Source organism: Rhizobium sp. NLR22b (assembly GCF_019685295.1).
In the GTDB taxonomy this organism is placed as follows: Bacteria; Pseudomonadota; Alphaproteobacteria; order Rhizobiales; family Rhizobiaceae; genus Rhizobium.
This window is the reverse complement of sequence record NZ_JABDWM010000001.1, coordinates 575,264-598,126: the sequence shown is the minus strand read 5'-3', so window position 1 is coordinate 598,126 and position 22,863 is coordinate 575,264. Positions and strand designations below refer to the sequence as shown.

Here is a 22,863-nt window from a genome sequence, read left to right as displayed (position 1 = left end):
GGATGTTAGAAAGCGCACATGCTTTTCCAACGCCCCGACGACGATACGCTCTATGATGCCCTGATTGCGCGCAGCGCCGATTATGAGGGCCAAGCCTATGTCTGCGTGAAGACGACGGGCATCTTCTGCCGCCTGACCTGCCCGGCGCGCAAGCCGAAGCGGGAAAACACGCTCTTCCTCGAGACGATTGCCGCCTGCATGCATTCCGGCTTCCGCCCCTGCCGGCGCTGCAGGCCGCTGGAGCAGCCCGACAGGGAACCGGTCGTCGATCTGCTGCTTGCCGCGCTCGACGACGAGCCGGAGGTTCGCTGGAGTGAGGATGAGCTCGTGCGCCGGGGCCATGATCCCTCGACCGTGCGGCGCGCCTTCAAGCGGGCGCTCGGCATGACCTTCCATGACATCGTCCGCTATATCAGGCTCGGAGAAGCGGCCCGGCAGCTGGCGGATGGGGCGCGTGTCATCGATGCCCAGATCGACGCCGGGTACGAATCGTCGAGCGGTTTCCGGTCGGCGTTCCAGCGGCTCGTCGGCAAGGCGCCGGCGCTCTCGCAGAATCGCGAACTGCTCTTTGCCGATTGGTTCGATACGCCGCTCGGACCGATGATCGCGGTCGCCGACAAAACACACTTGCATCTTCTCGAATTTCACGATCGCAAGGCGCTGCCGAGCGAACTGGTAGTGCTGCAGAAGCGCGTCCGCTCCTCCGTCGCGATCGGCCGCACCCCGGTGATCGATCAGATCGAGGCGGATATCCGCGATTATTTCGAAGGTCGGCTGACCGTCTTCAGGACGCCTCTGGCGCTTGGCGGCACGCCCTTCGAAAAGCATGTCTGGGCAAGGCTGATGGAGATCCCCCTCGGGCAGACGCGCGCCTATGGCGATCTCGCCAGGGAGATGGAGAGGCCGGAGGTCGTGCGTGCAGTCGGCCGCGCCAATGGCGCCAACCAGCTTGCCATCATCGTGCCCTGTCACCGTATCCTCGGTGCCGATGGTTCCTTGACCGGTTACGGCGGCGGGCTCTGGCGCAAGCAATGGCTGCTGCGGCATGAAGAGAAGATCAGTACGCAAGCAAGGATGGAGGAGACAGCATGAACCAGACTGAAAAGGCCAAGGCATTCGCCGCGCTTCACCGGAAGGGCGATCCGATCGTGCTCTACAATATCTGGGACGCCGGCACGGCAAAGGCCATTGCCGATGCCGGCGCCAAGGCGCTTGCGACGGGAAGCTGGTCGGTCGCCGCCGCCCACGGCTTTGCCGACGGCGAGAAACTGCCGATGTCGGTGCTTGTGGAGACGGCCAAATCCATCACCGATGCCGTCGACCTGCCGCTTTCGGTCGATTTCGAAGGCGCTTATTCCGCAGATCCTGACAGGGCGGCCGCCAATGTCGCCGAGCTGATGGAGGTCGGCGCCATCGGCATCAATTTCGAGGACCGTGTGGTCTCGGGCGACGGACTTTATCCTGTCGAGAGTCAGGCGGCCCGCATCCGCGCCATTCGCGCCATGGCCGACGGCAGGGACATCGCCTTCTTCATCAACGCCCGCACCGACCTTTTTCTGGCCGAGAGCGATCTCTCCAAACATGCCGGCCTGGTGGATGAGGCGATCGAGCGGGGCAGGGCCTATGCGGCAGCGGGCGGCAGCGGCTTCTTCGTGCCCGGCCTGATCGAGCCCGCCTTGATCGAAAAGATCTGCGCGGCATCGTCGCTGCCGGTCAACATCATGATGCGGGCAGGCGCCCCCGATGTGAAAACCCTGGCAAAGCTCGGCGTCGGCCGCATCAGCTATGGGCCGGGACCCTACCGGTCGATGATGGAAAAGCTGAAGCAGGCGGCGGCGGCGATTTATAGCCAGCTCTGAAGCCAATACGCTCGAGGGCCGCATCCGCACGAAAGGTTGCGGCCCGCAGCGACATCGCGTTTGCGCTCAAGAGCGGAAGCGCAGATTGCGCCGCGTCAGCTGGTCGACCGAGGTGCAGCCCATCAGCTTCATGTCGCGCTCGATCTCGGTGCGCATCGTCTCCAGCGCACGTTCGACGCCGGGCTGTCCGGCAGCGGCGAGGGGGAAGAGATAGTAGCGGCCGAGGCCGACGGCCTTCGCGCCGAGCGACAGGGCCTTCAGAACATGCGTTCCCCGCTGCACGCCGCCATCCATCATCACGTCGATGCGGTCGCCGACGGCATCGACGATCTCGGCGAGCTGGTCGAAGGCGCTGCGCGAGCCGTCGAGCTGGCGTCCGCCATGATTGGAAAGCACGATGCCGGTGCAGCCGATCTCGACCGCGCGCTTGGCGTCCTCAACCGACATGATGCCCTTCAGGCAGAATTGCCCGCCCCAGGCCTGCACCATGTCAGCCACGTCGTTCCATGACATGGAGGGGTCGAGCATTTCGGTGAAGTAGCGGCTGATCGACAGCGCGCCGCCGTCCATCTTGACGTGGTTTTCGAGCTGCGGCAGCCGGAACGCCTCATGCGTCATCCAGTCGATCGCCCAGGACGGCTTGATGGCAAACTGCATCATGCCGGCGAGATTGAGCTTGAAGGGAATGGCAAAACCGGTGCGCTTGTCGCGCTCGCGGTTCCCGCCGGTGATGCTGTCGACCGTCAGCATCATCGCCTGCACACCGGCATTTTTCGCCCGCGCCATCATTTCGTGGTTCAGCCCGCGGTCCTTGTGGAAATAGAACTGATAGACCTGTGGCCCGTCGCTGATCTGCCTGGCCTCCTCCAGGCTGATCGTGCCGAGTGAGGAGACGCCGAACATCGTGCCGTGTTTTGCCGCTGCCGCCGCGACCGCCCGTTCCCCCTGGTGATGGAAAAGCCGCTGCAGCGCCGTCGGCGAGCAATAGACCGGCATGGCGAGCTTCTGCCCCATGACCGTCACCGACATGTCGACCTCGGCCACGCCGCGCAAGACGTCGGGCACCAGATCGCAAGCCTCGAAGGCCGCGCTATTGCGCCGATAGGTCACCTCGTCATCGGCGGCACCATCGATATAGTCGAAGATCGGCCCGGGAAGACGCTGTTTGGCCATGCGCCGGAAATCGTGGAAATTATAGCAGTCTGTAAGGCGCATCTTTTGCTCGACCCGTTTATATTTCGGGCCGCAACCTAAAGCACGATTCGAAATCTTGCCAAGGCTTCATTATACGATTTGCGACCTCTCGAACGGGATATCGTCATTTAGGGGCGATGGATCCGCGCGAAGATCGACAACCACGGCATCTTCCAACACCTCTATTCCGGCGCCGCATACATCTCATAGCCGCGGCATCGGGCAATCTCTTCATGGACGCGGCACCCACCAACCTCCCTCTGCTGAGGTGCGCAGGCCGAAGGCCGGAGCCTCGAAGGACACGCGCCAACGCCGCTCCTTGCATTCATCAATCGTCCGAGCACCCGCCTCGCCCTTCGAGGCCCCTTCGGGGGCCGGGGTGAGGCTCTCTTGGGCTTTGGCGCTTCATCTCCGACGCAGCCGATGCAGAAGCTACGCTACCTTGCTCCGGCAAATCCTATGCCGTCGGGTCACCGGATAAACGAGCGCGGGGAGGAGGGACGAGCTGGGCAGCCGCTGCGCCCGTGCGCGGCGTGTAAAAGATGCGCCCTTCGTTCCGCTGAGGGGCGCAGCCTTGATCAGGGAACGATCAGCGTTCCGATGCCGTGCTCGGTGAAAATCTCGAGCAGGACGGAATGGGCGGTCTTGCCGTTCAGGATGACGACGCCCTGGACGCCGGCCCTGATCGCATCGATGCAGGTCTCGACCTTCGGGATCATGCCGCCTGAGATCGTGCCGTCGGCGATCAGCGCATGCGCTTCGGCGACGGAAAGCTCCTTGATCAGCTGACCTTTCTTGTCGAGCACGCCGGGCACGTCGGTCAGGAACAGCAGACGGGTGGCGTTGAGCGCGCCGGCTATGGCGCCGGCGAAAGTGTCGGCGTTGATATTGTAGGTGGCTCCGTCGCGCCCCGGCGCCACGGGCGCGATGACCGGGATCATCTCGGAGCGGGCGAGCAGATCGAGCAGCGTGCGGTCAACCTCGACCACTTCGCCGACGAAGCCGAGATCAAGCACCCGCTCGATGTTGGAATCCGGATCTTTAATGGTCTTGCGCGCCTTTTCGGCGAAGACCATGTTGCCGTCCTTGCCGCAAAGGCCGATCGCCCATTCGCCGGTCTGGTTGATCAGCGCGACGATCTCCTTGTTGATCGAGCCAGCGAGCACCATCTCGACGATCTCGACCGTCTTCTGGTCGGTAACGCGAAGCCCGCCTTCGAATTTCGATTCGATGCCCATCTTGGTCAGCATGGCGCCGATCTGCGGGCCGCCGCCGTGAACGACGATCGGGTTGACGCCCGACTGCTTCAAAAGCGCGATATCGCTGGCAAAGGCCTTGCCGAGCTCGGGATTGCCCATCGCATGGCCGCCGTACTTCACCACGATCGTCTTGTTTTCATAACGCTGCATGAAAGGCAGCGCCTGGGCGAGAAGACGTGCCTGGATTTCGCTTTCGGACTCGTTCATGGGGACCCCGCAGGAGTTGATCGCGGGCCTTTTATCGCAAGTTTCTGACAGAGGGAATAATCCAGAGGGCAATAGTTTTTCGTATCTGGCGCGGAGCCGGTGGCCCTGACCGTCCGGCATACGTGAGCATGATATGAGGAACTGCATGCAAGGCGATGAGATTGCAGACCTGATCGGCCGCGTCGCGCTTGGCGACCGCACGGCCTTTACGGCTCTCTACAACCAGACCGGACCGAAACTTTTTGCGATCTGCCTGCGCATCTTGAAGGATCGCATGGAAGCCGAGGAGGCCCTGCAGGAAGTCTATATCAGCATCTGGCAGAGGGCCCGAGGCTTCCAGGCAGCCGCGGGTTCGTCCTCGGCATGGCTCTCGGCGATTGCCCGCAACCGGTCGATCGATGCGCTGCGGGCGCGCAAGCCCGTCGCCGACGAAATCGACAGCGCCTACGATCTTGCCGATGCCGCACCCGACCCGGAAAGGCAGACGGTGACGAAGGATGAAGGAAGGCGGATTGACACCTGCATGGAAGAGTTGGAAGCTGATCGTGCGGTCGCGGTGAAACGGGCTTATGTCGAAGGGCTGAGCTATCAGGAACTGGCGGATCAGTTCGGCGTTCCGCTGAACACGATGCGGACCTGGCTCAGGCGCAGCCTCTTGAAACTGAGAGAGTGCATGGAACGATGACATCGCCCGACAAAAGCAAGGGAGACCGCTCCCGCGACGAGGTTCTCGCCGGCGAATATGTGCTTGGCGTCCTATCGCTGCAGGATCGCCGGGTGGTGGAAGAACGCATGCGCCACGATCGGCCCTTTGCCGCCATCGTCAGCCGCTGGGAAACCAACCTTTCCGCCTTCAACGACGAATATGACGGCGTCGCGCCGAGCCGGGAAACCTTCAAGCAGATCGAGTCTCGGTTGTTCGGCGATGCCGGAAAGCCCGGATCCTTTTCGCAGGGACTGTGGAATTCGGCGGTCTTCTGGCGCTCACTGGCCTTCGCCTGCATCGTCGTTGCCGTCAGCGCCGTCATCTTCGCCTCCGGCCTCGTACCCCAGCCGCAGGGGCCGGCACCGCTGGTCGCCGAACTTTCGGGCCAAAACAACGCCATCAATCTCCGCGCCTCCTACGAGATCCAGAGCGGTCGGCTGAAGATCGTGCCGGTCGCAGCCGGCAAGCCGGAGGAGAAGTCGCTGGAACTCTGGCTGGTGCCGGGCAGTGGCGTGCCGAAATCGCTCGGCGTCTTCCAGCCGGGCGAAAGCGGCGAGCTCGTCATTCCCGCCGAACTGCGCAAGAATCTTGCCGACGGCGCAAACCTTGCCGTCAGCCTCGAACCTTTCGGCGGTTCGCCGACGGGGCAGGCGACCGGTCCGGTCATCGCGAGCGGCACGGTGCACCGGCCATAACGCTGGCTAGAACGAAAATCATCTCTCCTGCCTGAAACTCTTCGGCGCTGCCTTTCGTAGTTCGAAATGTCGGGACGACGCTCAGGCATAAAGCCGGCGGACAGTGCCCGGCCAGAGGAGAAAATCATGACCAAAAATTTGTTGCGCGGCCTCACCTTCGCGGCTGCCATTTCAGCCGTGGCCTTCGCCGCTTATGCGAAGAACCCCAAGGTCGGCGGCGCTGCGATGTTCGAAACCAAAAACATCGTCGAAAATGCCGTAAACTCCAAGGATCACACGACGCTGGTCGCCGCCGTCAAGGCTGCCGGTCTCGTCGGCACGCTCGAGAGCAAAGGGCCCTTCACCGTTTTTGCGCCGACCAACGAGGCTTTCGCCGCCTTGCCCAAGGGCACCGTCGATACTTTGCTGAAGCCGGAGAACAAGGCGACGCTCACAAAGGTTCTGACCTGCCACGTGGTGGCGGCCGACGCGATGGCGAGGACCGTCGCCAAGATGATCAAGGATGACGGCGGTGAACACGACATCACGACGGTCGGCGGCTGCGTGATCAAAGCCAGGGAGGATATGGGCAAGATCACGTTGACCGACGAAAACGGCACTGTCGCCCATGTGACCATCGCCGATGTCAAGCAGTCGAACGGCGTCATCCACGTCGTCGACAAGGTTCTGCTGCCGAAGATGTAAGTGTGTGTATCGGCGGAGGGCGCGCTCTTCGGGCGCGCTCCAAACCACCTGCGAATGGTGCCCAGCGTCTAGCGGTTCCGCTAGCTAATGGAGCGGCGGCGCCGCTGATATAGCTATTGGGCCGCTTCGACTCTTGGGAACGCGAGCGAGACACTCATTCCCCTGCCGGGGGAAGAGCTGACTTCGACCTGGGCGCGGGCGTTCTGTTTCAGGGACTGGATGATCATGGCGCTCAGTTTTCCGGGGTTCGGCCAAGGCACATTCTCAGGAAGGCCGACCCCGTTATCGGCGACAGTGATCCTGCATCCGGTGTCGCTGACGACACAACGCAGCATGATCTCTCCGCCATCCCGCCCTACGAAGGCATGCTTGAATGTGTTGGTCAGGAGCTCGTTAACGACGAGTCCGGCAGGCATTGCCACGTTCACGGAAACCGGCCAGGTGTCCACCTTCATGTCGATTCGGATCCCTTCCACAGCGTGGGCGGCCATGACCGACGCGGCGATCTGGCTCACATAGCTGCCGAGATCGATCATCGCGCCTTTGTCTTCGTCCGACAGTGCGCGGTAAAGCAGAGCCAAGGCTTCGATCCGACCCGCAAGACGTGCAAACCGCTCGCTTTCCTCGTTCTTTTGAGCATTACGCGCTTCCATTCGGATCAGCGCCGTTATCATCTGCAGATTGTTCTTCACACGATGCTGAAGTTCTCGCAGAAGGACATCCTTCTCGGCCAGCAGCTCGCTGAAGCTCTGGCCACCCGTCACCTCATTGCGGGCAGCGAAGGCGACCAGACGGAAAAGCGGGACGTCATCATCATTGACGATCGTGTTTGACCACACGTCGATAGTCACATCGCTTTCCGGTTCTGCCACGAGCGAGAAGGCGCCAATATATTCCTCCGCCGTGGTCACAGCGGCTGCAAGCGTTGTCTCCCCGGAGACTGCACTGCAATTCACCTCGATGTCCGTCCAGCGTTTCCCCTCCACCTGCCTGGCGGTCAGCGCTGTCAGCCGTTCGAATTCGAGGTTTACGTAAATTAGCTTTTCACAGGTGCCGAGCTCGGAGACCGCCACTGCAAATGGGACATGATCGAGAAAGTGTCGAAACCGATCGTCATCGAGGGCTTCGGCAAGATGGGGCAGGTTGCCGACGCCTTCTGGCGAAAGGGCTTCGTCTTTGCTGTCAGTCATGGATGGTTTCTCGCGGACGCCGCTGCGCTTCAACAGCATGAGATCAAGCGTTGCTTCAAAAACTGCGATGGCGCAAGCACAATCGATGTCGCACGTCTAAACAGCCGGTGTTCAAATGCTGCAACTGTCAGGGATCTCGATGCTCTGCAGCTGCCGTGAACGCGGCGGTCGACGTTACTGGTCGGCAGGCCTCTGTTGGCCGCAAGATCATGCGTCAGCGTCGGTCGCGAGCTTACGCCCGGTCAAAAGTGAACGAGGTCAGTAGCGTGGTGACAAAATTGCTGGCCCTTTCTTTGACCAGAACTTCCGTCCACTCGTCCGTCCCGCGCAGCCGCAAATCCGTATAAATACTGTCTACGGCTGCCTCCTCTATGCGCTTGATATGCGACTTGAACGACGCCTCGCCGCCGCCATGATACATGTCTCGGATCACCATGCGCAAAATCTCCTGGATGGCGATCTGCCATGCTGTATTGATCGACTGGAGTTCCTTCGTATCCTCTGCCATTGCGGTGTCCTTTGATATGAGTGAACTGTCAGCACGGTTCTGCCCGTCCTGTTGCCGCTTTTTGAACCCGCGAATACTTCCTCTTGAAAGTTGCGTCGGACGGTGCGATGCGGTGCGGTTCGTGCGCGAGAACCGGCGCAGATCGGCATGTCTGCGGGTAGCCGCATAGGGCTCGCAGCGACCTTTTTCCGGTGATCAGAAGGCTTTGGCGCGTTTCGCAAGGAGAGCAGACATGGCCGAGGCGCGATCGTCGCGTTGCTTCGCCAGCCGTGCTTCCCGCAATCGCATCGTCTTTGCCTGTTGCGACTGGGCGTTGGATTCCAGCTCTTCCATCGCCTTGTTCTTCGCGAAAAACTGGGACTGGATGTTGCCGAAGGCGATCTCCGCCCGTTGACGCGATTTGCTGTATGTTTCTGTCATTTCTTCTCCGATATTGAAGGGCTCGACTGCGAGCGAAAACAAAAAGGCCAGGCAGATTGCCCGGCCTTAAATGAATCGGTGCTTCCGGCAGTGCCAGTACATCCGTGGTCAAAGGGAAGCAGATACCGATTTAAGCCTTCTGGAGATTGCAAGCGGACATTTTGCCCGACTTGTGGTCTCGCTCGAGATCGAAGCCGATCTTCTGGCCTTCGATGAGTTCGCGCATTCCAGCGCGCTCGACGGCGGAGATATGAACGAAGGCGTCAGCACCGCCATTGTCGGGCTGAATGAAGCCGAAGCCCTTGGTGGAGTTGAACCATTTAACTGTGCCAGTGGTCATGATGAACCCTTTCATAGCAATATTGAGAAACCGCAAGGCGTCAACGCGATGCGGATGGTGGTAACGATTTTTGAAAGGAAGTTCGTTCAGGCCGCGGTGCTAATCGCGCGATAACCAAGCCAGCAAGCAAAATTCGATAAGCACTATATAGGTCGCCTATTCCGGCGCGTCAACCTTTAGTTTTTCTGTTTGATGGTAAAATAAACTTTTAGCTGTTTCAGCGAGTGCATGGAGGTCGGATCGTTATTTCCAGTTTGCTATCCCGACAGTTTCCGCGATCGCCTGGCGTAAATCATCGAGTCCGTCGCCCTTTTCGGACGAGGTGGACAGCACATAGGGATAGGCGGCCGGGCGCTTGCGGATCTTCTCCGCCGTTTCAGCAAGAAGCTTCGGCACGGCCGGCGCCTTGATCTTGTCGGTCTTGGTCAGCACCACCTGGTAGGAGACGGCCGCTTTGTCGAGCAGATCAAGCACCTCCTCGTCGTTCTTCTTGATGCCGTGGCGGCTGTCGATCAGCACGTAGACGCGCTTCAGCGTCGCACGGCCGCGCAGATAATCGAAGACGAGTTTGGTCCACTTGTCGACCTGCTCCTTCGGCGCCTGCGCGTAACCATAGCCCGGCATGTCGACGATTGCCGTCGGCGGTAGGTCGCCGGCCTCGCCGGAATAACCGTCCGGAACGAAATAGTTGAGCTCCTGCGTGCGCCCCGGCGTGTTCGATGTGCGCGCCAGGCCCTTCTGGCCGACCAGCGCATTGATCAACGACGACTTGCCGACATTCGAGCGTCCGGCGAAGGCGACTTCAGGCGGTCCTTCCGGCGGCAGGAAGTTGAGCGACGGGACGCCGCGGATAAAGATCCATGGGTGGCCGAAGAGCGGCTTTTCGGTTTCAGGCATGCGGGCTCGGCAATCTCGGGGTTCGGTCTTCTGTCGGCTTCGTGGTTTTACGGGCGGATGTCAAGCTTTCAGGCGGGCAGCGTCTTGCGTACGAGGCGGCCGGAAATGAAAAGCCCCGCCGGAGCGGGGCTTGTGGGCATCATTTCGACGGCGCCGTCTTTCGTCGGAACAGACCCTTCAGATTGTCGAAGAGTTCGATCTTCACGCCGTGGCGCTTCATGATCACCGACTGCTGGATCACCGAGAGCGTGTTGTTCCAGGCCCAGTAGATGACGAGACCGGCCGGGAAGCTTGCCAACATGAACATGAACACCAGCGGCATCCAGTTGAAGATCATTGCCTGCGTCGGATCGGGTGGCGTCGGGTTCATGCGCATCTGCAGGAACATGGTGACGCCCATGATCAGCGGCCAGACACCGAGATGCAGGAAGGTCGGCGCCTCGAAGGGCAGCAGGCCGAACAGATTGACGATCGTCGTCGGATCGGGCGCCGAAAGGTCCTTGATCCAGCCGAAGAAAGGCGCGTGCCGCATCTCGATGGTGATGTAGATCACCTTGTAGAGCGAGAAGAAGATCGGGATCTGCAGCGCCACCGGCCAGCAGCCGGCGATGGGGTTGATCTTCTCGTCCTTGTAGAGCTGCATCGTCGCCTGCTGCAGCGCCATGCGGTCGTCGCCGAATTTCGCCTTCAGCTCCTCCATCTTCGGCTGCATGCGCTTCATGTTCGCCATCGAAGCGTACTGCTTGCTGGCGAGCGGGAAAAACAGCGCCTTGACGACGATCGTGGTGCACAGGATCGCCACGCCGAAATTGCCGAAGAAGCGATAGAAGAAGTCCATCAGCTTGAACATCGGCTTGGTGATGAAATAGAACCAGCCCCAGTCGATCAGCCGGTCAAACTTGGGGATCGAATAGGAGGCCTCGTAGCCGTCGATAACAGGCACTTCCTTGGCGCCGGCGAAAACGAGGTTCTTGAGCTCGATCGACTGACCTGGCGCAACTGTGAAGGCGTCATCTTTGTAGTCGGCCTGATAACGCGGCTGACCGTCAGAAAAATAAGAGAATTTCGCCTCATATGCAGCGCTCTGCGGCGGAACGATCGTCGCCGCCCAGTATTTGTCGGTAATGCCAAGCCAGCCGCCGGTGGATTTCGCCGGCGACACGGCTTCTTTCTCGACGGCGCTATACTTGCTTTCGATCAGGCCGTCGTCGCCGATGACGCCGATAAAGCCCTCATGCAGGACGTAGACGGACGGCGTCGTCGGCTTGTTGTAGCGCATCACGCGGCCGTAGGAGGAGAGCGAGGCGGGCGCCTGGCCGGTATTTTCGATCTTGTCGACGACGGTGAACATGTAGCGCTCGTCGACGGAAATCGTGCGGGTGAAGGTCAGGCCCTTGTCATTGGTATAGGAGAGCGTCACCGGTGTCTTCTCGGTGAGTTTGGCGCCCTCCGGAGCCGTCCACAGCGTCGACGGACCAGGGACGGTGCCCGTGGCGTCGCTGCCGATATAGCCGAGCTCCGTGAAGTAACCATCCTTGGTTTCGGCCGGGCTGAACAGCGTGATGGTCGGGCTCGAGTCGTCGACGGTCTCGTGATAGCCCTTGAGCTTCAGATCGTCGAGCCGGGCGCCGGCAAGGTTGATCGAGCCGGAAAGCGCAGCAGTATCGATGGCGATGCGCGGCGTCTTTTCGAGCGCCTGCTCGCGCGTCGCCGTCGCGGCCGCCTGGCCGGACGGGGCCGCGCCGGTCGTCTGGGCAGGTGCCTGGCCGCCGCCTGCCGCAGGCTGCTGCGTCTGCTCGGTCTGCTGTTGCGCCTTCTGGGCTTCCTGCGTCTTGCGCTGGGCTTCGATGCGCGGATTCATATAGAGAAACTGCCAGCCGAGGACGATCAGCACCGAGAGAGCGATCGCAATGAAATAATTGCGGTTGTTTTCCATCATACGTTCCTGGGGCGTCCGTCTCCGGAGCGCCGGTGTTTCGGCCTGGTTTCCACGCGAAGCTTCAGCTCCGCGGCCAATTCCTGGAAGGACGCATCAAGTACGTCCCTGCGCGCGACAACCACATAGTCGTGTCCGGGCTGCATTGCAAATCCCGCATGAAGCCGCACCGCCTCTTTCAGGCGGCGGCGCATACGGTTCCGTTCGACCGCGTTGCCATGTTTTTTGGTGACTGTAAAACCGACGCGCGCCTGGCTGTCGGGTTCCTTCCGGTCGAGCACTTCGAGCAGGAAGAGGCCGCCGCGGCGTTTTTCGCCTTCGCGCGCGGCAAGAAACTGCGGGCGGCTTTTCAGCCGCCCGACAGTGTGTTTCTTCTCACTGGTCGTCAATTCGCCCGCCATCTCTTCTCGGGCAACCCGGCCTTAAGCCGAGAGACGCTTGCGGCCCTGCGCGCGGCGGGCAGCGATGACCTTGCGGCCACCCTTCGTGGACATGCGCGCACGGAAGCCGTGGCGACGCTTGCGAACAAGCTTGGATGGTTGGTAGGTACGCTTCATTTATTTAAACACCGCGGAGTGCGGCCCTTCTTGAATTTGCATGATGCAAGGAGCGTTGTTTTTCGAACGGGCGGGCCATGAAGGCCTTGGGTGACCGGACGTGCGGCGGCTTATACGGATGAAGGCCGCCAAAGTCAATTATATCAGATCATTTCACTGGTAATGCTGATCGGCGCTTGGTTTTCGCACGCAAGTGTTAACAAGTTTGCTTTGCTCTGACAGGTTGTACTTTGTCGCAGCCGCGATAGAAAATCATGATTTTCAGCGACTTGCGTTCGGGGCGGGCGCCGGCATCGCTCATTCTCAGTGACATAATCGTAAATATTAGAAATCCAACTTTAAGGAATTTCGCCGATAGTCGGCTCATCGGCTGGGAATTTGCTTTCCAGGCAGTTTGGGGTAGCTAGGAGGCACTGCATTGAAGATCCGCGGGAAAATTAATTTGCTGGTTTGCGTGATGGGCGCGGTGGCGCTTCTGATCGGCGCAACGGCATTGTCGGCCATGCACGAATACAGCCGCAACCTCACGGCCTACGAGCAGGCCGCCGCCCGCGCCTATGCCGGCGAGCGCCTCAACCGTTTCGTTACCGCGGTCGTCATGGAATCGCGCGGCATCTATGCGGCCAAGACGATCAAGGATACGCAGAATTTCGCCAAGGGCATCACGGCCGCTCTCGACGAGATCGATAAGGTCATCGCCGGCTGGGCGCCGCTCGTTCCGGAAAGCGAGAAGGCCGATTTCGCCAAGCTCGTCTCCCGCGCCGCCGAATTCCGCACCTTCCGCACGGAAACGGCCCGCCTCGGCACGGAAGTCGGGCCCGAGGCCGCCAGCCAGCAGGGCAACAATGAGGCCAATCGCGCCAACCGCAAGGCCTTCCAGGCTGAAATCGACGCGGTCGTCGCGACCGACAAGGCAGCGCTCGAAGCCGTCAACGCCGAGATCGAAAGTTTCCGCTCCTGGGTCCTGATGCTCGTGCTCAGCATTACCGGCATCGGCATCGCGGTCGGCATCGGCATGGGCTTTTATATCGGCACCAGCCATCTGAGCCGCCCGATCAAGCGTGTCACCCACGCGATCAAGGAGGTCGCCAACGGCAATTTCGACGCCGAGGTTCCCTTTGCCGGCCGCAAGGACGAAATTGGCGAGATGGCCGCCGCGGTGGCGGTCTTCAAGGAGAACGGCCTTGCCGTCAAGCGCCTGAACGCCCAAGAGGCGGCGATGCGCGCCAAGAGCGATGACCTGCAGTCGAGCATGTCCGTCGTCGTGGCCGCGGCTGCGGCCGGCGATTTCAGCCATCGCATCGACAAGGATTATCAGGACGAGAACCTCAATCAGTTCGCCGGCAATATCAACACGCTGCTGTCGAGCGTCGATGCCGGCATCGGCGAGACCCGGCGCGTCATCGCAAGCCTTGCCGAAGGCGACCTCACCCAGACGATGAACGGCAATTTCCAGGGCGCCTTCGCCGAGCTGCAGCAGAACGTCAACAACAGCTTCGTAACGCTGCAGGCGACGATGCGCGAAGTGCGCGAGACGACCGAAGCGATGAACGGCAACACCGCCGAGTTGCGCAATGCCAGCGACGACCTCTCGAAGCGCACCGAGCAGCAGGCGGCAGCGCTCGAACAGACCTCTGCGGCACTCGACGAGATTACCGCCGTCGTCCAGAACTCGACCGAGCGGGCGCATGAAGCAACCGTCATGGTGTCCGAAGCCAAGGAAAATGCCGGCCGCTCCGGCGTCGTCGTCCGCAACGCCGTCGAGGCCATGGGCCGCATCGAGCAGGCCTCGCGCGAAATCAGCCAGATCATCAACGTCATTGATGAGATCGCCTTCCAGACCAACCTCCTGGCACTGAACGCCGGCGTCGAAGCCGCCCGCGCCGGCGAGGCCGGCAAGGGCTTCGCGGTGGTCGCGCAGGAAGTGCGCGAACTCGCCCAGCGTTCGGCGACGGCCGCCAAGGACATCAAGGCGCTGATCACCAAGTCCGGCGACGAGGTGCAGGTCGGCGTCAAGCTCGTCCAGGCGACCGGTGAGGCTCTGTCCGAAATCGGCACCCGCGTCATCGCCATCAACGACCATATCCATTCGATCGCCACGGCCGCGGTCGAACAGTCGACCGGCCTCAAGGAGGTCAACACCGCCGTCAACCAGATGGATCAGGTGACCCAGCAGAATGCCGCGATGGTGGAGGAAACCTCTGCCGCCACGCACCGGCTTTCGGCCGAAGCCAATGGGCTGGTACATCTCATCGCCCGCTTCAAGCTGTCGGATGCGGCGGCGCCCGTGGCGCTTGTGCGCAACGAGCCGCACAGGCAGCCGGTTGCCTCGCCCGCCCGCCGGGCGATCGCCAAGGTCGCCCGCGCCTTCGGCGGCAGTTCCGCCCCGGCCGAACAGAGCTGGGAAGAGTTCTGATTTTCCATAATAGAAGACTTTTCCAATGCCTGGCTTTTGCCCCTCACCCTCACCCTCGCCCTCTCCCCGTAAAATGGGGCGAGGGGACGTGCCCCACGAGAGGTTGGCGACGGACGGAGAGATCACGGCATATTCCCTTCGCCCCGCGAGTGGGGAGAAGGTGCCGGCAGGCGGATGAGGGGCTGCCCCTTGCGCCAACCAGAGAGCTACTGCACCAACATAACGAAAGCACGACGCCGCCCCCGGGCGGCGTTTTGTTGTGACGAGGTGACGCTGCTCGCAAAGATTTGAAAGCGGAGCGTCTTGGTCTAATATAAGAACCCTACGGTGAGGGCGGCGAGCGCTGCCGATCGGGCGAGATGACCATGCCGGTTCGAGACCAGGGCGAAGATCCTTCGGCTGACATCCCGGCGGCCGGCGAGGCTGCCAAGGGGCGGTGTCCGTCCGGCTTGTTCGGCGGGCTGTCTGGCAAGCTGCTCTGGCTCACCGTCGTCTTCATCATGCTCGCCGAGATCCTGATTTTCTTTCCCTCGGTCGCCAGCATGCGGATGCGCTGGCTGCAGGACAGGCTGAACACGGCCGCCGCCGCCGCCATCGTCATCGACGGGCTGCAGCCGATCGAGCTGCCGCGCGCCCTGCAGAAGGAAACGCTGGAGGCGACCGGCACCAAGGCGATCGTGCTGCGCAAGGAGGGCACTTCGCGGCTGCTGGCGACGACCGACATGCCGACCTCCGTCGACGAATCCTACGATCTCACCGACGTGCCGCCGCTGACGGCGATCCGCGACGCGCTCGATACCCTGATCTTCGGCGGCAGCAGGATGATCCGCGTTTACGGCCCCGTCGGCGAAAACAAGGTCGGCGTCGAGGTTGTCATGAAGGACCGGCCGCTGCGCACGGCGATGTTTGCTTATTCCCGCAACGTGCTGCTGCTTTCGGTGCTGATTTCGCTCTTCACGGCGACGCTGATCTTCTTTGCGATCAACCGCATTCTCATCGGCCCGATTCGCCGGCTAACCGGCAGCATGCAGCAATTCTCCTCCGATCCCGAGAACCCGGCCCACATCTATATCGGAGACGGCGGCCGTGACGAGCTGGCGGTGGCCGGCCGCAATCTCACCTCGATGCAGATGGAGCTGCAGAAGACGCTGAAGCAGCAGAAGAACCTTGCCGCTCTTGGCCTCGCCGTTTCCAAGATCAATCACGATATGCGCAATATCCTGGCTTCCGCGCAGCTGATGTCGGACCGGCTCGTCGATGTCGATGATCCGATGGTCAAGAGCTTCGCGCCGAAGCTGCTGCGCACCATCGACCGCGCCGTCGGCTATACGACGGAGGTGCTGTCCTACGGCAAGGCGAGCGAATCGGCGCCGCGCCGCCGCCATGTTCGGCTGTTGGCACTCACGCAGGACGTCAGGGACATGCTGGCGATCGATCCGCAAAGCGGCATCGAGTTTGTCGAACAGTTCGCTGCCGATCTCGAGATCGATGCCGACGGCGAGCAGCTTTTCCGGGTCATTCACAATCTCTGCCGCAACGCCCTGCAGGCGCTGACATCACCGGGCGAGGGCGGCCCCGGCGCCATCAGGCGCATCACCGTCTCCGCCCAGCGTGTCGGCAGCGTCGTCAGCATCACCGTGGACGATACCGGCCCCGGCATGCCGCTGAAGGCGCGCCAGAACCTCTTTGCCGCCTTCCGCGGCTCGGCCCGTTCCGGCGGCACCGGCCTCGGCCTGACCATCGCCCGCGAACTGGTGCTCGCCCATGGCGGCACGATCGCGCTGGTGGAAAAGCCGACGGTCGGCACCCAATTCCGCATCGAGATCCCCGATCGCCCGGTTTCGCTGGACGATTACCGCAACCGGACGCATGGCGAGAAGTGACGGAATTTCAGCCGGCGCGGCCGCAAGCAGGCAAAGACGCGATTTTTTTCGAAATGCTCTTGCAATGTCCGAAAGGACCCTTTAGAGGATCGCCCACGCAAGCGGCACCGCCGCAATTTGCACGCACCCGTAGCTCAGCTGGATAGAGCACCAGACTACGAATCTGGGGGTCAGGAGTTCGAATCTCTTCGGGTGCGCCATTCTTCCCAAATGCATCAGCAAAGTTCCAGGCGCCCGAAATCGGTGCCGCTCCAATCAGCGCTTCGCTCCTCGCCTCGCCTCCTTGGAGGCGTGAACAATAGCTGGGGCGGCCGCCTCATTCCTTGATGGGAATCCCGGCTTCGATCGCAGCCTCGATGAACGCCTGCCGCGCCTCTTCCCGGCTTCGTTTCCCAGATATGACATCGGCGCAAACCGCACACGCTCTGTCGAGCGCAGGGCCCTCTTCGGTCGGCCAGTCTTCGATCAGCGCCCATGTTGCGGCCTGGGTCGTCTGGATGACCACCCATTGATCCGGCCCTTCAAGGGCAAGCGTCACCGGCTTCTTCCATAGGGTTTGCATAATGCAGGATCTCCGCTGCGCCTTCTCGGCCACCTGCTCGCCTAAGGCAATTGTTCCGGCGTGTCGAGATGCCGTCTGAACGAGACGTTTTCCGGAGCAGTGAGCTGCTTACTGAAACGCCGGCATATTTATTTCCGGCCGCCGCTTCTCGTCGGCCGCTGCCGTCTTTGCCGCAAGGCAGCAAGGCAAAGCTATTGAGCGTTCGGATGCTCTCTCTCATAGGCTTCCCTTTCTTCCTTCCCGAACACGGCGGAGTAAAAGCCGCTGCAAACCAGATATGAGCACGCATCCGGGTTGCCCGTTTGCCATCCGGGCTGGCAGAGGACGACGCGATGGAATTTGGCATTGCAAAGCCCGTGGTTTGCCAGAAGCCGCGGATCGTTTCCGAAATACGCGCTTATGGCTTGCTCGCGAGTCCATGCAGGAACGACCTTCCAATCAGCGGCGCCGCCCTCAGCGCTCACATTGCCGGTCGCGCAGAACGACCAATTCGATATCGTGATCGGTTGATCGCAGGGAAACGCCTGGACGGCGCTTCCCAGCAAGAGCGAAATCAATGCCAGCAATCGGCTGCTGTAACCCACCATGAACTTTTCCCCCATGCAGATCATTCGCATCCTGCCCTCCAAACGGTGATCGGGTCTAATCCGAATCCTAAGATTATTTTCCTAGTTCTTGAAACGTTCTTACGCTAGATTGCACGCTGTTGCAACCATGGAATGTTGAATGTCAAAGAATTTTGTAGCGATTGGCGCAGTGGGCGCTTGGGCGGGTCTTTCCCTCTGCATGCGGGAAAAAACCAGTTCTTCTGCTGCTTGCCGGAAGGACGTGCTCGCAGCCGGGGCGAGGGGCTGATGGCGGAATTCAACTCTCGTGACAAGAGCCGCACCAGTTCCGGCAAGACGCGATCGCTGGTGCGCAAACACACCGCGCCGCCGAGCGCCAGCGATGACGGCAGCCTGCGATGGCAATGGTTGACGATCCAGCTACTGGAATCGGCGGCCTTTACCACCTTGAGTGCGAATGCCTGCCGCGCCTTCTTCCGCATCGTCATCGAGCACCTCTCGCATGCCGCGTTGCAGAATGGCAGGCTTGTCGTGACGCATCACCAGTTCGTCTCCTACGGCGTCACCGGAGAATATGTGGCCGATGCGCTCGACGAGCTTGAATATAAGGGGCTCGTAAAGGTCCGCCGCGGCCGGGCCGGAAGCGGGGTCGCCCATCCCAACCTGTTCACGCTCACCTTCGTCGGCGACCTTGAAGGCGCGCCGCCGACCGACGAGTGGAAGCGGTGCACGGCGGAAAGGTGCCGGAAATGGTCCGAGACCGACCGCAAAATCGCCGCCGACAAACGCGGCCGCCTCGGCCGGAAGAAAAAAACCTCGCTTCGGGATCCCGAAATTCGTCCGCTTCGGGATTCCGAAATTCGCCGCGCTTCGTAAGCTTTTCGGCTGAGCGGAAACGCATTGATTTCAACGCCGCAGCCTATTTCGGGATTCCGAGGTGCTATATAGATTTTGGTGGGGGTTCCCGGCGTGGAGCGTGACGACCGTCCTCGGTCGGCAGCGGCATTGGTTTTCCCGCATGCTTAGCTTCGCGCAACCTTCCTGATGTATTCGCAGGCCTGATGATCTCGGAGGAATGCATGACGGTGGGAATTTTTCGGGTCCTGGCGATTCTCGCGACGATAGCCGCCCTTGCCGGCTGCATCGACCATGCCAACGAGCCGGTGCTGCTGGCAGTCGGCGTACCGGTCAATCCGCCGTCCGTTGCGCACAGCCTTTGCATGACCGACGGCAATGCCATGTATGGCGAGGCGAAGCGCCAGTATGAGCTGCGCGCCCAGTTGACCGGATATGCGCAGGCCGATGCGTTCGAAGCGGAAACCGTGGCGCGCGCCGCCGCCCATCGCCAGTATGTCGCCTGTCTCTCGGCCCAAGGTTACCGGGCATTATACGCGAATTGAAAACAGAGAATTCGCATTCTTGACCAGCGCCGGATCGCGCCATTCTGCTGTTACAGCTTTCACGTTTTCTCGCGAAAAACTCACGCCGGATCGCCTGCAATCACGAGTTTTGGAAGTTTCGCACGCGCTGGGAAGCGCGCCCTTCGTGTCGGCATTTTCTCAGGTTAAATCCACGAAGGAGGGTTTAACATGAAGATCTTCAATTTGTCCGTTCCGCCATTGCGTTCAGTGTACTTCTCGCCCTTGCGCCGATCGGCCAAGCTGAAGCCGCTCCCGTTCAAACGGTTCGACCGCCCGATATTTCCGAAGCAAAAACCGTGCAATATAAGCCGCATGCCGGTCTCTGGCAGGGCTATAGAGGTTTCCGAACGGAGCGCCCCGGCACCCACCGTCACTCCGATGGCTACTGGTACCCGCTTGCCGCCTTCGGCGATGAGGCCGGCGCCACCGACTCCATCGTCCGCCAACCCGTCGACAGGCCGGTGGCTCCGACGATGTGCAACCCTACGTTTTCGGGGTCGATCGGTCCAGCATGCCCTGTGATAACGGCTATTGAGCCGGCAAATGAAAAAGGCGGCGCGTGCCGCCTTTTTCCTGTTCGGGCGCCGCTCACATGTTCGTGACCTCTATTGCGTCGCGGTAGATTGTGACAAATCCGCTTCCTACCTCCTCGGCGTAAATCACCCGATCCTCCCAAGGAGATGACAATATGACGACGTTCAAGAGCGGCCTGGCCGCCGCGGTCCTCGGTGCGATGCTTGGCCTTGCCACCTTCGCGGCGCAAGCGGCTCCCCTCCAGTCGAGCGCGACGCAGCAGGGTTCGGTCAAGCAGCAGGTTGTCGAGCATGAGACCCGCCTGCAGCACGACAGGAGCACGACCGGTTCGATCGGTGAAGGCAACCCGAAGGGCATGGCCTCGCCCTCCATGATGAACCCGAAGAAGCCGCTGAACATGGATTGCAAGCTCGGCTTCAATCCGACCAGCAGTTCCGGCTGCAACTATTAACGCGGCGCTTTGCGGTGGCGACCAGGCCATCGCGGTGAGGGGCGGCTTCCCGGCCGCCCTTTTTGCCGCAGACGAGGGCGCTCGCTATGTCATAGCTGCATAGATGCAAAAATGCCGGACGCCAGTGGGAAAAGAGGTGGGAAATGCCGGCTCACAAGGGCGATTGACGTCTCTGCCTTGGAATTGCCATGCTAGCCGCGATGGTCGCATTCATAATCAATTGAATTTCAGACAGGTGGGACAGTCATGACCGCAAAGGCTGCATGCTCGGATTTCCTGCATTTTTTCCGCTCCTGGATTAGCAATCCGCTTCGGGTGGCCGCCATCGCGCCGTCGGGTGATTCACTTGCCAGGATCATGACCAGCGAAATTGCGGCGCTCGACGGGCCGATCATCGAGCTCGGCCCCGGCACGGGCGTCTTCACCCGGGCGCTGCTTGCCCGCGGCATCAGCGAGACGGATCTGACGCTGATCGAATACGGCCCGGAATTCATCGATGCGCTGCAGGCGCGGTTCCCGGCGGCGCGCATATTACAGATGGACGCGGCCCACCTTGCCCAGGCCGATATTTTCGAAGGCGAACCGGTCGGCGCCGTCATCAGCGGGCTGCCGCTTCTGTCGATGTCGCCGCGCAAGATCGCCTCGATCCTTGCCGGCGTCTTCACCTATATGCGCCCGGGCGGAGCCGTCTATCAATTCACCTATGGTCCGCGCTGCCCGGTGCCGCGGCCGATCCTCGATCGCCTCGGCCTGAAGGCGGTGCGCATCGGCGGTACGGTTCGCAACCTCCCGCCAGCCTCCGTCTACCGGATCTCGCGCCGCAAGCCGCTGGAACTCTCGCGCGAGCGCCTGAGATACCGCGAGGCGGACATCGAAGTCGCCGCCTTTTCCGGCGAATCGGCCGGCTGAACGCGGCAACGGCTGAGCGGAAGCGACAGGCTTCGTCGCAGCCCGGCCGATATTCCGGCGCACCGCAGCGGCGCCGGTCGAAGGACGATGTTTTCGGCCCCTCCCTGTTATCCCGTCGGGGTCGTCCTATATGTGCAAGCGTCGCCACGGCCGCATGTCCGATATCGCCGCGGCGGCCGGGTCATCACCATGCCGGGCATCACCAGACCCGGCAGACATTCAGAACTGGATCCATCCTCGCCAGCCCGGCATCCCGGCCCTGGCGAAGCGGGCGGCTTCGGCCATTTCATCGACATTGAATGATTTTAGTGACGAAGGGAGGAAAGATCATGTTCAGTCACAACGCAGCCAAGTCAGGAACCTTCAGGATCGGCGGCGAGATCGAGGTCAATCGTCTCGGCTTCGGCGCCATGCGCGTTACCGGCAAGGGGATCTGGGGCGAGCCCGATGACCATGCCGAGTCCATGCGGACGCTGAAGCGCCTGCCGGAGCTTGGCGTCAATTTCATCGATACGGCCGATTCCTACGGCCCCGATGTCTCCGAATGGCTGATCAAGGAGGCGCTGCATCCCTATGACGCGGGATCCGTCATCGCCACCAAGGGCGGCCTCACCCGCCACGGTCCCGACATCTGGCTGCCCGTCGGCCGTCCGGAATATCTGATCCAGCAGGCGCATAAGAGCCTGCGCAATCTCGGCGTCGAGCAGATCGATCTGTGGCAGCTTCACCGCATCGATCCGAAGGTGCCTGCCAAGGAGCAGTTTGACGCGATCAGATCGCTGCTCGATGCCGGCCTCATCCGCCATGCGGGCTTGAGCGAAGTCTCCGTCGCCGAGATCGAGGCGGCCTCGAAGCACTTCAAGGTCGCCACCGTCCAGAACCGCTACAACCTCGTCGATCGCACCAGCGAAGACGTGCTCGATTATTGCGCCAAGCACAATATCGGCTTCATCCCCTGGTATCCGCTCGCCGCCGGCGATCTTGCCAAATCAGGCTCGCTGCTCGATACGATCGCCAGGAAGCACAATGCCGCTCCCAGCCAGGTCGCGCTCGCCTGGGTGCTGAAGCGCAGCCCGGTGATGCTGCCGATCCCCGGCACCTCGAAGGTCAGGCACCTGGAAGAAAACGTCGCGGCGGTGGACATCACGCTGTCCGATGAGGAGTTTACCGCGCTGGACGCCGAGGGCAGGAAGGTCTTCAAGGCCGCTTGAGGAGTGATGCAAGCGGCGGCCCCCTCACCCTAACCCTCTCTCCGCTCGCGGGGCGAGGGGACGTGCCCTGGGAAAGGTTGGCGAGGGACGGAGAGGTTGCCGCATATCCCTTCGCCCCGTTTACGGGGGTCCGAAGGACGGGACGAGACCCGCGGCTCGACCCAGGCAGAGGTGCCGGCAGGCGGATGAGGGGCTGCCGCCACTGCCACATCTTTCAGCAAATTTTGACCACCCGGTCAAAGATGCCGCAAAATGAGGCGCGCACTGCCGCTTGAAGTGGCGAGCATTGCGCTCATTGCATTGCTGCATTGCGGTAATTTCGCTATTCCCGATCAAATGAATGGGGTATCACTATCTTCGTAAGCAGCGCACTCCTCCTCCCAAGCGCTCTTACATCGGACCGGCAACACTCCTCCTCCCAGTTGTCGGTCAGGATCAAGAGCCTGGCGCACCTCCTC

At 61.4% G+C, this 22,863-nt stretch carries 24 protein-coding genes, 1 tRNA gene and 1 pseudogene; 14 read left to right on the top strand and 12 right to left on the bottom strand.

The window, feature by feature from the left end; genetic code table 11:
* Positions 1 to 18 precede the first annotated feature (18 nt).
* Together HJC00_RS02815 and HJC00_RS02810 are read left to right on the top strand one after the other, a co-directional pair.
* The gene (locus tag HJC00_RS02815; RefSeq protein WP_221163600.1) at positions 19 to 1,092 is read left to right on the top strand and encodes a bifunctional transcriptional activator/DNA repair enzyme AdaA; all 1,074 of its coding nucleotides are present in this window, start codon (positions 19 to 21) and stop codon (positions 1,090 to 1,092) included.
* Positions 1,089 to 1,859 (top strand): isocitrate lyase/phosphoenolpyruvate mutase family protein, encoded by a 771-nt coding sequence (locus HJC00_RS02810; protein ID WP_221163599.1) that lies wholly within the window; start codon positions 1,089 to 1,091, stop codon positions 1,857 to 1,859. The genes HJC00_RS02815 and HJC00_RS02810 overlap by 4 nt, the downstream gene beginning before the upstream one ends.
* 66 nt (positions 1,860 to 1,925) lie before the next feature.
* On the opposite strand, the gene HJC00_RS02805 is transcribed toward HJC00_RS02810, so the two are convergent.
* A complete protein-coding gene (locus HJC00_RS02805) occupies positions 1,926 to 3,074 on the bottom strand; it encodes an alpha-hydroxy acid oxidase (protein WP_210629412.1) in 1,149 nt (382 codons plus the stop codon).
* A 557-nt stretch (positions 3,075 to 3,631) separates the two neighbouring features.
* Positions 3,632 to 4,519 carry an acetylglutamate kinase gene (gene argB, locus HJC00_RS02800; RefSeq protein WP_210629409.1) on the bottom strand — a complete coding sequence of 296 codons (888 nt, stop codon included), beginning with the start codon at positions 4,517 to 4,519 and terminating at the stop codon, positions 3,632 to 3,634.
* Positions 4,520 to 4,664: 145 nt separating this feature from the next.
* Between argB and HJC00_RS02795 the strand changes: the two genes are divergently transcribed.
* The 3 genes from HJC00_RS02795 (at position 4,665) to HJC00_RS02785 (ending at position 6,604) form a co-directional block, all read left to right on the top strand.
* On the top strand, positions 4,665 to 5,204 hold the full coding sequence (locus HJC00_RS02795; protein ID WP_210629408.1) for a sigma-70 family RNA polymerase sigma factor: 540 nt from the start codon (positions 4,665 to 4,667) through the stop codon (positions 5,202 to 5,204).
* Entirely contained in the window at positions 5,201 to 5,920 is a 720-nt protein-coding gene (locus HJC00_RS02790) for an anti-sigma factor domain-containing protein (protein ID WP_210629407.1), read from the top strand. Before HJC00_RS02795 ends, HJC00_RS02790 begins: the two co-directional genes overlap by 4 nt.
* 126 nt (positions 5,921 to 6,046) lie before the next feature.
* Positions 6,047 to 6,604: a fasciclin domain-containing protein gene (locus tag HJC00_RS02785; protein WP_221145835.1), complete on the top strand. Its 558-nt coding sequence runs from the start codon at positions 6,047 to 6,049 to the stop codon at positions 6,602 to 6,604.
* A 113-nt stretch (positions 6,605 to 6,717) separates the two neighbouring features.
* Here HJC00_RS02785 and HJC00_RS02780 read toward each other — a convergent pair whose 3' ends face one another.
* The 8 genes from HJC00_RS02780 to rpmH all read right to left on the bottom strand — a co-directional run bounded on the left by HJC00_RS02780 (position 6,718) and on the right by rpmH (position 12,452).
* Positions 6,718 to 7,794 carry a sensor histidine kinase gene (locus HJC00_RS02780; RefSeq protein ID WP_210631701.1) on the bottom strand — a complete coding sequence of 359 codons (1,077 nt, stop codon included), beginning with the start codon at positions 7,792 to 7,794 and terminating at the stop codon, positions 6,718 to 6,720.
* A gap of 232 nt (positions 7,795 to 8,026) precedes the next feature.
* Positions 8,027 to 8,302 (bottom strand): hypothetical protein, encoded by a 276-nt coding sequence (locus HJC00_RS02775; RefSeq protein WP_210629405.1) that lies wholly within the window; start codon positions 8,300 to 8,302, stop codon positions 8,027 to 8,029.
* 195 nt (positions 8,303 to 8,497) lie between these two features.
* Complete coding sequence (locus tag HJC00_RS02770) at positions 8,498 to 8,722, bottom strand: hypothetical protein (protein WP_210629404.1); 225 nt, start codon at positions 8,720 to 8,722, stop codon at positions 8,498 to 8,500.
* A gap of 130 nt (positions 8,723 to 8,852) precedes the next feature.
* Positions 8,853 to 9,062 (bottom strand): cold-shock protein, encoded by a 210-nt coding sequence (locus tag HJC00_RS02765; RefSeq protein ID WP_210629403.1) that lies wholly within the window; start codon positions 9,060 to 9,062, stop codon positions 8,853 to 8,855.
* Positions 9,063 to 9,305: 243 nt separating this feature from the next.
* Positions 9,306 to 9,959 (bottom strand): ribosome biogenesis GTP-binding protein YihA/YsxC, encoded by a 654-nt coding sequence (yihA, locus tag HJC00_RS02760; RefSeq protein ID WP_210629402.1) that lies wholly within the window; start codon positions 9,957 to 9,959, stop codon positions 9,306 to 9,308.
* Positions 9,960 to 10,098: 139 nt separating this feature from the next.
* On the bottom strand, positions 10,099 to 11,895 hold the full coding sequence (gene yidC, locus HJC00_RS02755; protein ID WP_210629401.1) for a membrane protein insertase YidC: 1,797 nt from the start codon (positions 11,893 to 11,895) through the stop codon (positions 10,099 to 10,101).
* Positions 11,895 to 12,296, bottom strand: coding sequence for a ribonuclease P protein component (rnpA, locus tag HJC00_RS02750; RefSeq protein WP_210629400.1), 402 nt, complete (start codon positions 12,294 to 12,296; stop codon positions 11,895 to 11,897). The genes yidC and rnpA overlap by 1 nt, the downstream gene beginning before the upstream one ends.
* A 21-nt stretch (positions 12,297 to 12,317) precedes the next feature.
* Positions 12,318 to 12,452, bottom strand: coding sequence for a 50S ribosomal protein L34 (gene rpmH / locus HJC00_RS02745; protein WP_008524438.1), 135 nt, complete (start codon positions 12,450 to 12,452; stop codon positions 12,318 to 12,320).
* Between the two features lie 418 nt (positions 12,453 to 12,870).
* On the opposite strand from rpmH, the gene HJC00_RS02740 reads away from it, so the two are divergent.
* The 3 genes from HJC00_RS02740 (at position 12,871) to HJC00_RS02730 (ending at position 16,951) form a co-directional block, all read left to right on the top strand.
* Entirely contained in the window at positions 12,871 to 14,868 is a 1,998-nt protein-coding gene (locus HJC00_RS02740) for a methyl-accepting chemotaxis protein (RefSeq protein WP_221163598.1), read from the top strand.
* 365 nt (positions 14,869 to 15,233) lie between these two features.
* On the top strand, positions 15,234 to 16,751 hold the full coding sequence (locus HJC00_RS02735; protein WP_210629398.1) for an ATP-binding protein: 1,518 nt from the start codon (positions 15,234 to 15,236) through the stop codon (positions 16,749 to 16,751).
* 123 nt (positions 16,752 to 16,874) lie between these two features.
* Positions 16,875 to 16,951, top strand: a tRNA-Arg gene (locus HJC00_RS02730).
* Between the two features lie 116 nt (positions 16,952 to 17,067).
* On the opposite strand, the gene HJC00_RS02725 is transcribed toward HJC00_RS02730, so the two are convergent.
* Together HJC00_RS02725 and HJC00_RS02720 are read right to left on the bottom strand one after the other, a co-directional pair.
* Positions 17,068 to 17,313: a DUF982 domain-containing protein gene (locus tag HJC00_RS02725; RefSeq protein WP_064707810.1), complete on the bottom strand. Its 246-nt coding sequence runs from the start codon at positions 17,311 to 17,313 to the stop codon at positions 17,068 to 17,070.
* A 191-nt stretch (positions 17,314 to 17,504) separates the two neighbouring features.
* Complete coding sequence (locus tag HJC00_RS02720; RefSeq protein ID WP_210629396.1) at positions 17,505 to 17,930, bottom strand: hypothetical protein; 426 nt, start codon at positions 17,928 to 17,930, stop codon at positions 17,505 to 17,507.
* 237 nt (positions 17,931 to 18,167) lie between these two features.
* Between HJC00_RS02720 and HJC00_RS02715 the strand changes: the two genes are divergently transcribed.
* The 6 genes and pseudogenes from HJC00_RS02715 to HJC00_RS02695 all read left to right on the top strand — a co-directional run bounded on the left by HJC00_RS02715 (position 18,168) and on the right by HJC00_RS02695 (position 22,405).
* Positions 18,168 to 18,755, top strand: a complete 588-nt coding sequence (locus HJC00_RS02715; RefSeq protein WP_210629395.1) for a hypothetical protein — start codon at positions 18,168 to 18,170, stop codon at positions 18,753 to 18,755.
* A 203-nt stretch (positions 18,756 to 18,958) separates the two neighbouring features.
* Entirely contained in the window at positions 18,959 to 19,279 is a 321-nt protein-coding gene (locus HJC00_RS02710) for a hypothetical protein (protein WP_221124284.1), read from the top strand.
* Between the two features lie 189 nt (positions 19,280 to 19,468).
* Positions 19,469 to 19,835, top strand: a pseudogene (locus tag HJC00_RS32310) (cell surface protein).
* Positions 19,836 to 19,988: 153 nt separating this feature from the next.
* On the top strand, positions 19,989 to 20,285 hold the full coding sequence (locus HJC00_RS02705) for a hypothetical protein (protein ID WP_210629393.1): 297 nt from the start codon (positions 19,989 to 19,991) through the stop codon (positions 20,283 to 20,285).
* A 246-nt stretch (positions 20,286 to 20,531) separates the two neighbouring features.
* Positions 20,532 to 21,194 (top strand): class I SAM-dependent methyltransferase, encoded by a 663-nt coding sequence (locus HJC00_RS02700; RefSeq protein ID WP_210629392.1) that lies wholly within the window; start codon positions 20,532 to 20,534, stop codon positions 21,192 to 21,194.
* A gap of 329 nt (positions 21,195 to 21,523) precedes the next feature.
* Positions 21,524 to 22,405, top strand: a complete 882-nt coding sequence (locus HJC00_RS02695; protein WP_210629391.1) for an aldo/keto reductase — start codon at positions 21,524 to 21,526, stop codon at positions 22,403 to 22,405.
* Positions 22,406 to 22,863: the final 458 nt, after the last annotated feature.

Excerpts from the sequence above, each read along its gene's own strand:
- HJC00_RS02815 (WP_221163600.1), top strand. The coding sequence starts at position 19 with ATGCTTTTCCAACGCCCCGACGACGATACGCTCTATGATGCCCTGATT.
- HJC00_RS02810 (WP_221163599.1), top strand. The coding sequence starts at position 1,089 with ATGAACCAGACTGAAAAGGCCAAGGCATTCGCCGCGCTTCACCGGAAG.
- HJC00_RS02805 (WP_210629412.1), bottom strand. The coding sequence starts at position 3,074 with ATGCGCCTTACAGACTGCTATAATTTCCACGATTTCCGGCGCATGGCC.
- argB (WP_210629409.1), bottom strand. The coding sequence starts at position 4,519 with ATGAACGAGTCCGAAAGCGAAATCCAGGCACGTCTTCTCGCCCAGGCG.
- HJC00_RS02795 (WP_210629408.1), top strand. The coding sequence starts at position 4,665 with ATGCAAGGCGATGAGATTGCAGACCTGATCGGCCGCGTCGCGCTTGGC.
- HJC00_RS02790 (WP_210629407.1), top strand. The coding sequence starts at position 5,201 with ATGACATCGCCCGACAAAAGCAAGGGAGACCGCTCCCGCGACGAGGTT.
- HJC00_RS02785 (WP_221145835.1), top strand. The coding sequence starts at position 6,047 with ATGACCAAAAATTTGTTGCGCGGCCTCACCTTCGCGGCTGCCATTTCA.
- HJC00_RS02780 (WP_210631701.1), bottom strand. The coding sequence starts at position 7,794 with ATGACTGACAGCAAAGACGAAGCCCTTTCGCCAGAAGGCGTCGGCAAC.
- HJC00_RS02775 (WP_210629405.1), bottom strand. The coding sequence starts at position 8,302 with ATGGCAGAGGATACGAAGGAACTCCAGTCGATCAATACAGCATGGCAG.
- HJC00_RS02770 (WP_210629404.1), bottom strand. The coding sequence starts at position 8,722 with ATGACAGAAACATACAGCAAATCGCGTCAACGGGCGGAGATCGCCTTC.
- HJC00_RS02765 (WP_210629403.1), bottom strand. The coding sequence starts at position 9,062 with ATGACCACTGGCACAGTTAAATGGTTCAACTCCACCAAGGGCTTCGGC.
- yihA (WP_210629402.1), bottom strand. The coding sequence starts at position 9,959 with ATGCCTGAAACCGAAAAGCCGCTCTTCGGCCACCCATGGATCTTTATC.
- yidC (WP_210629401.1), bottom strand. The coding sequence starts at position 11,895 with ATGGAAAACAACCGCAATTATTTCATTGCGATCGCTCTCTCGGTGCTG.
- rnpA (WP_210629400.1), bottom strand. The coding sequence starts at position 12,296 with ATGGCGGGCGAATTGACGACCAGTGAGAAGAAACACACTGTCGGGCGG.
- rpmH (WP_008524438.1), bottom strand. The coding sequence starts at position 12,452 with ATGAAGCGTACCTACCAACCATCCAAGCTTGTTCGCAAGCGTCGCCAC.
- HJC00_RS02735 (WP_210629398.1), top strand. The coding sequence starts at position 15,234 with ATGCCGGTTCGAGACCAGGGCGAAGATCCTTCGGCTGACATCCCGGCG.
- HJC00_RS02725 (WP_064707810.1), bottom strand. The coding sequence starts at position 17,313 with ATGCAAACCCTATGGAAGAAGCCGGTGACGCTTGCCCTTGAAGGGCCG.
- HJC00_RS02720 (WP_210629396.1), bottom strand. The coding sequence starts at position 17,930 with ATGCGAATGATCTGCATGGGGGAAAAGTTCATGGTGGGTTACAGCAGC.
- HJC00_RS02715 (WP_210629395.1), top strand. The coding sequence starts at position 18,168 with ATGGCGGAATTCAACTCTCGTGACAAGAGCCGCACCAGTTCCGGCAAG.
- HJC00_RS02710 (WP_221124284.1), top strand. The coding sequence starts at position 18,959 with ATGACGGTGGGAATTTTTCGGGTCCTGGCGATTCTCGCGACGATAGCC.
- HJC00_RS02705 (WP_210629393.1), top strand. The coding sequence starts at position 19,989 with ATGACGACGTTCAAGAGCGGCCTGGCCGCCGCGGTCCTCGGTGCGATG.
- HJC00_RS02700 (WP_210629392.1), top strand. The coding sequence starts at position 20,532 with ATGACCGCAAAGGCTGCATGCTCGGATTTCCTGCATTTTTTCCGCTCC.
- HJC00_RS02695 (WP_210629391.1), top strand. The coding sequence starts at position 21,524 with ATGTTCAGTCACAACGCAGCCAAGTCAGGAACCTTCAGGATCGGCGGC.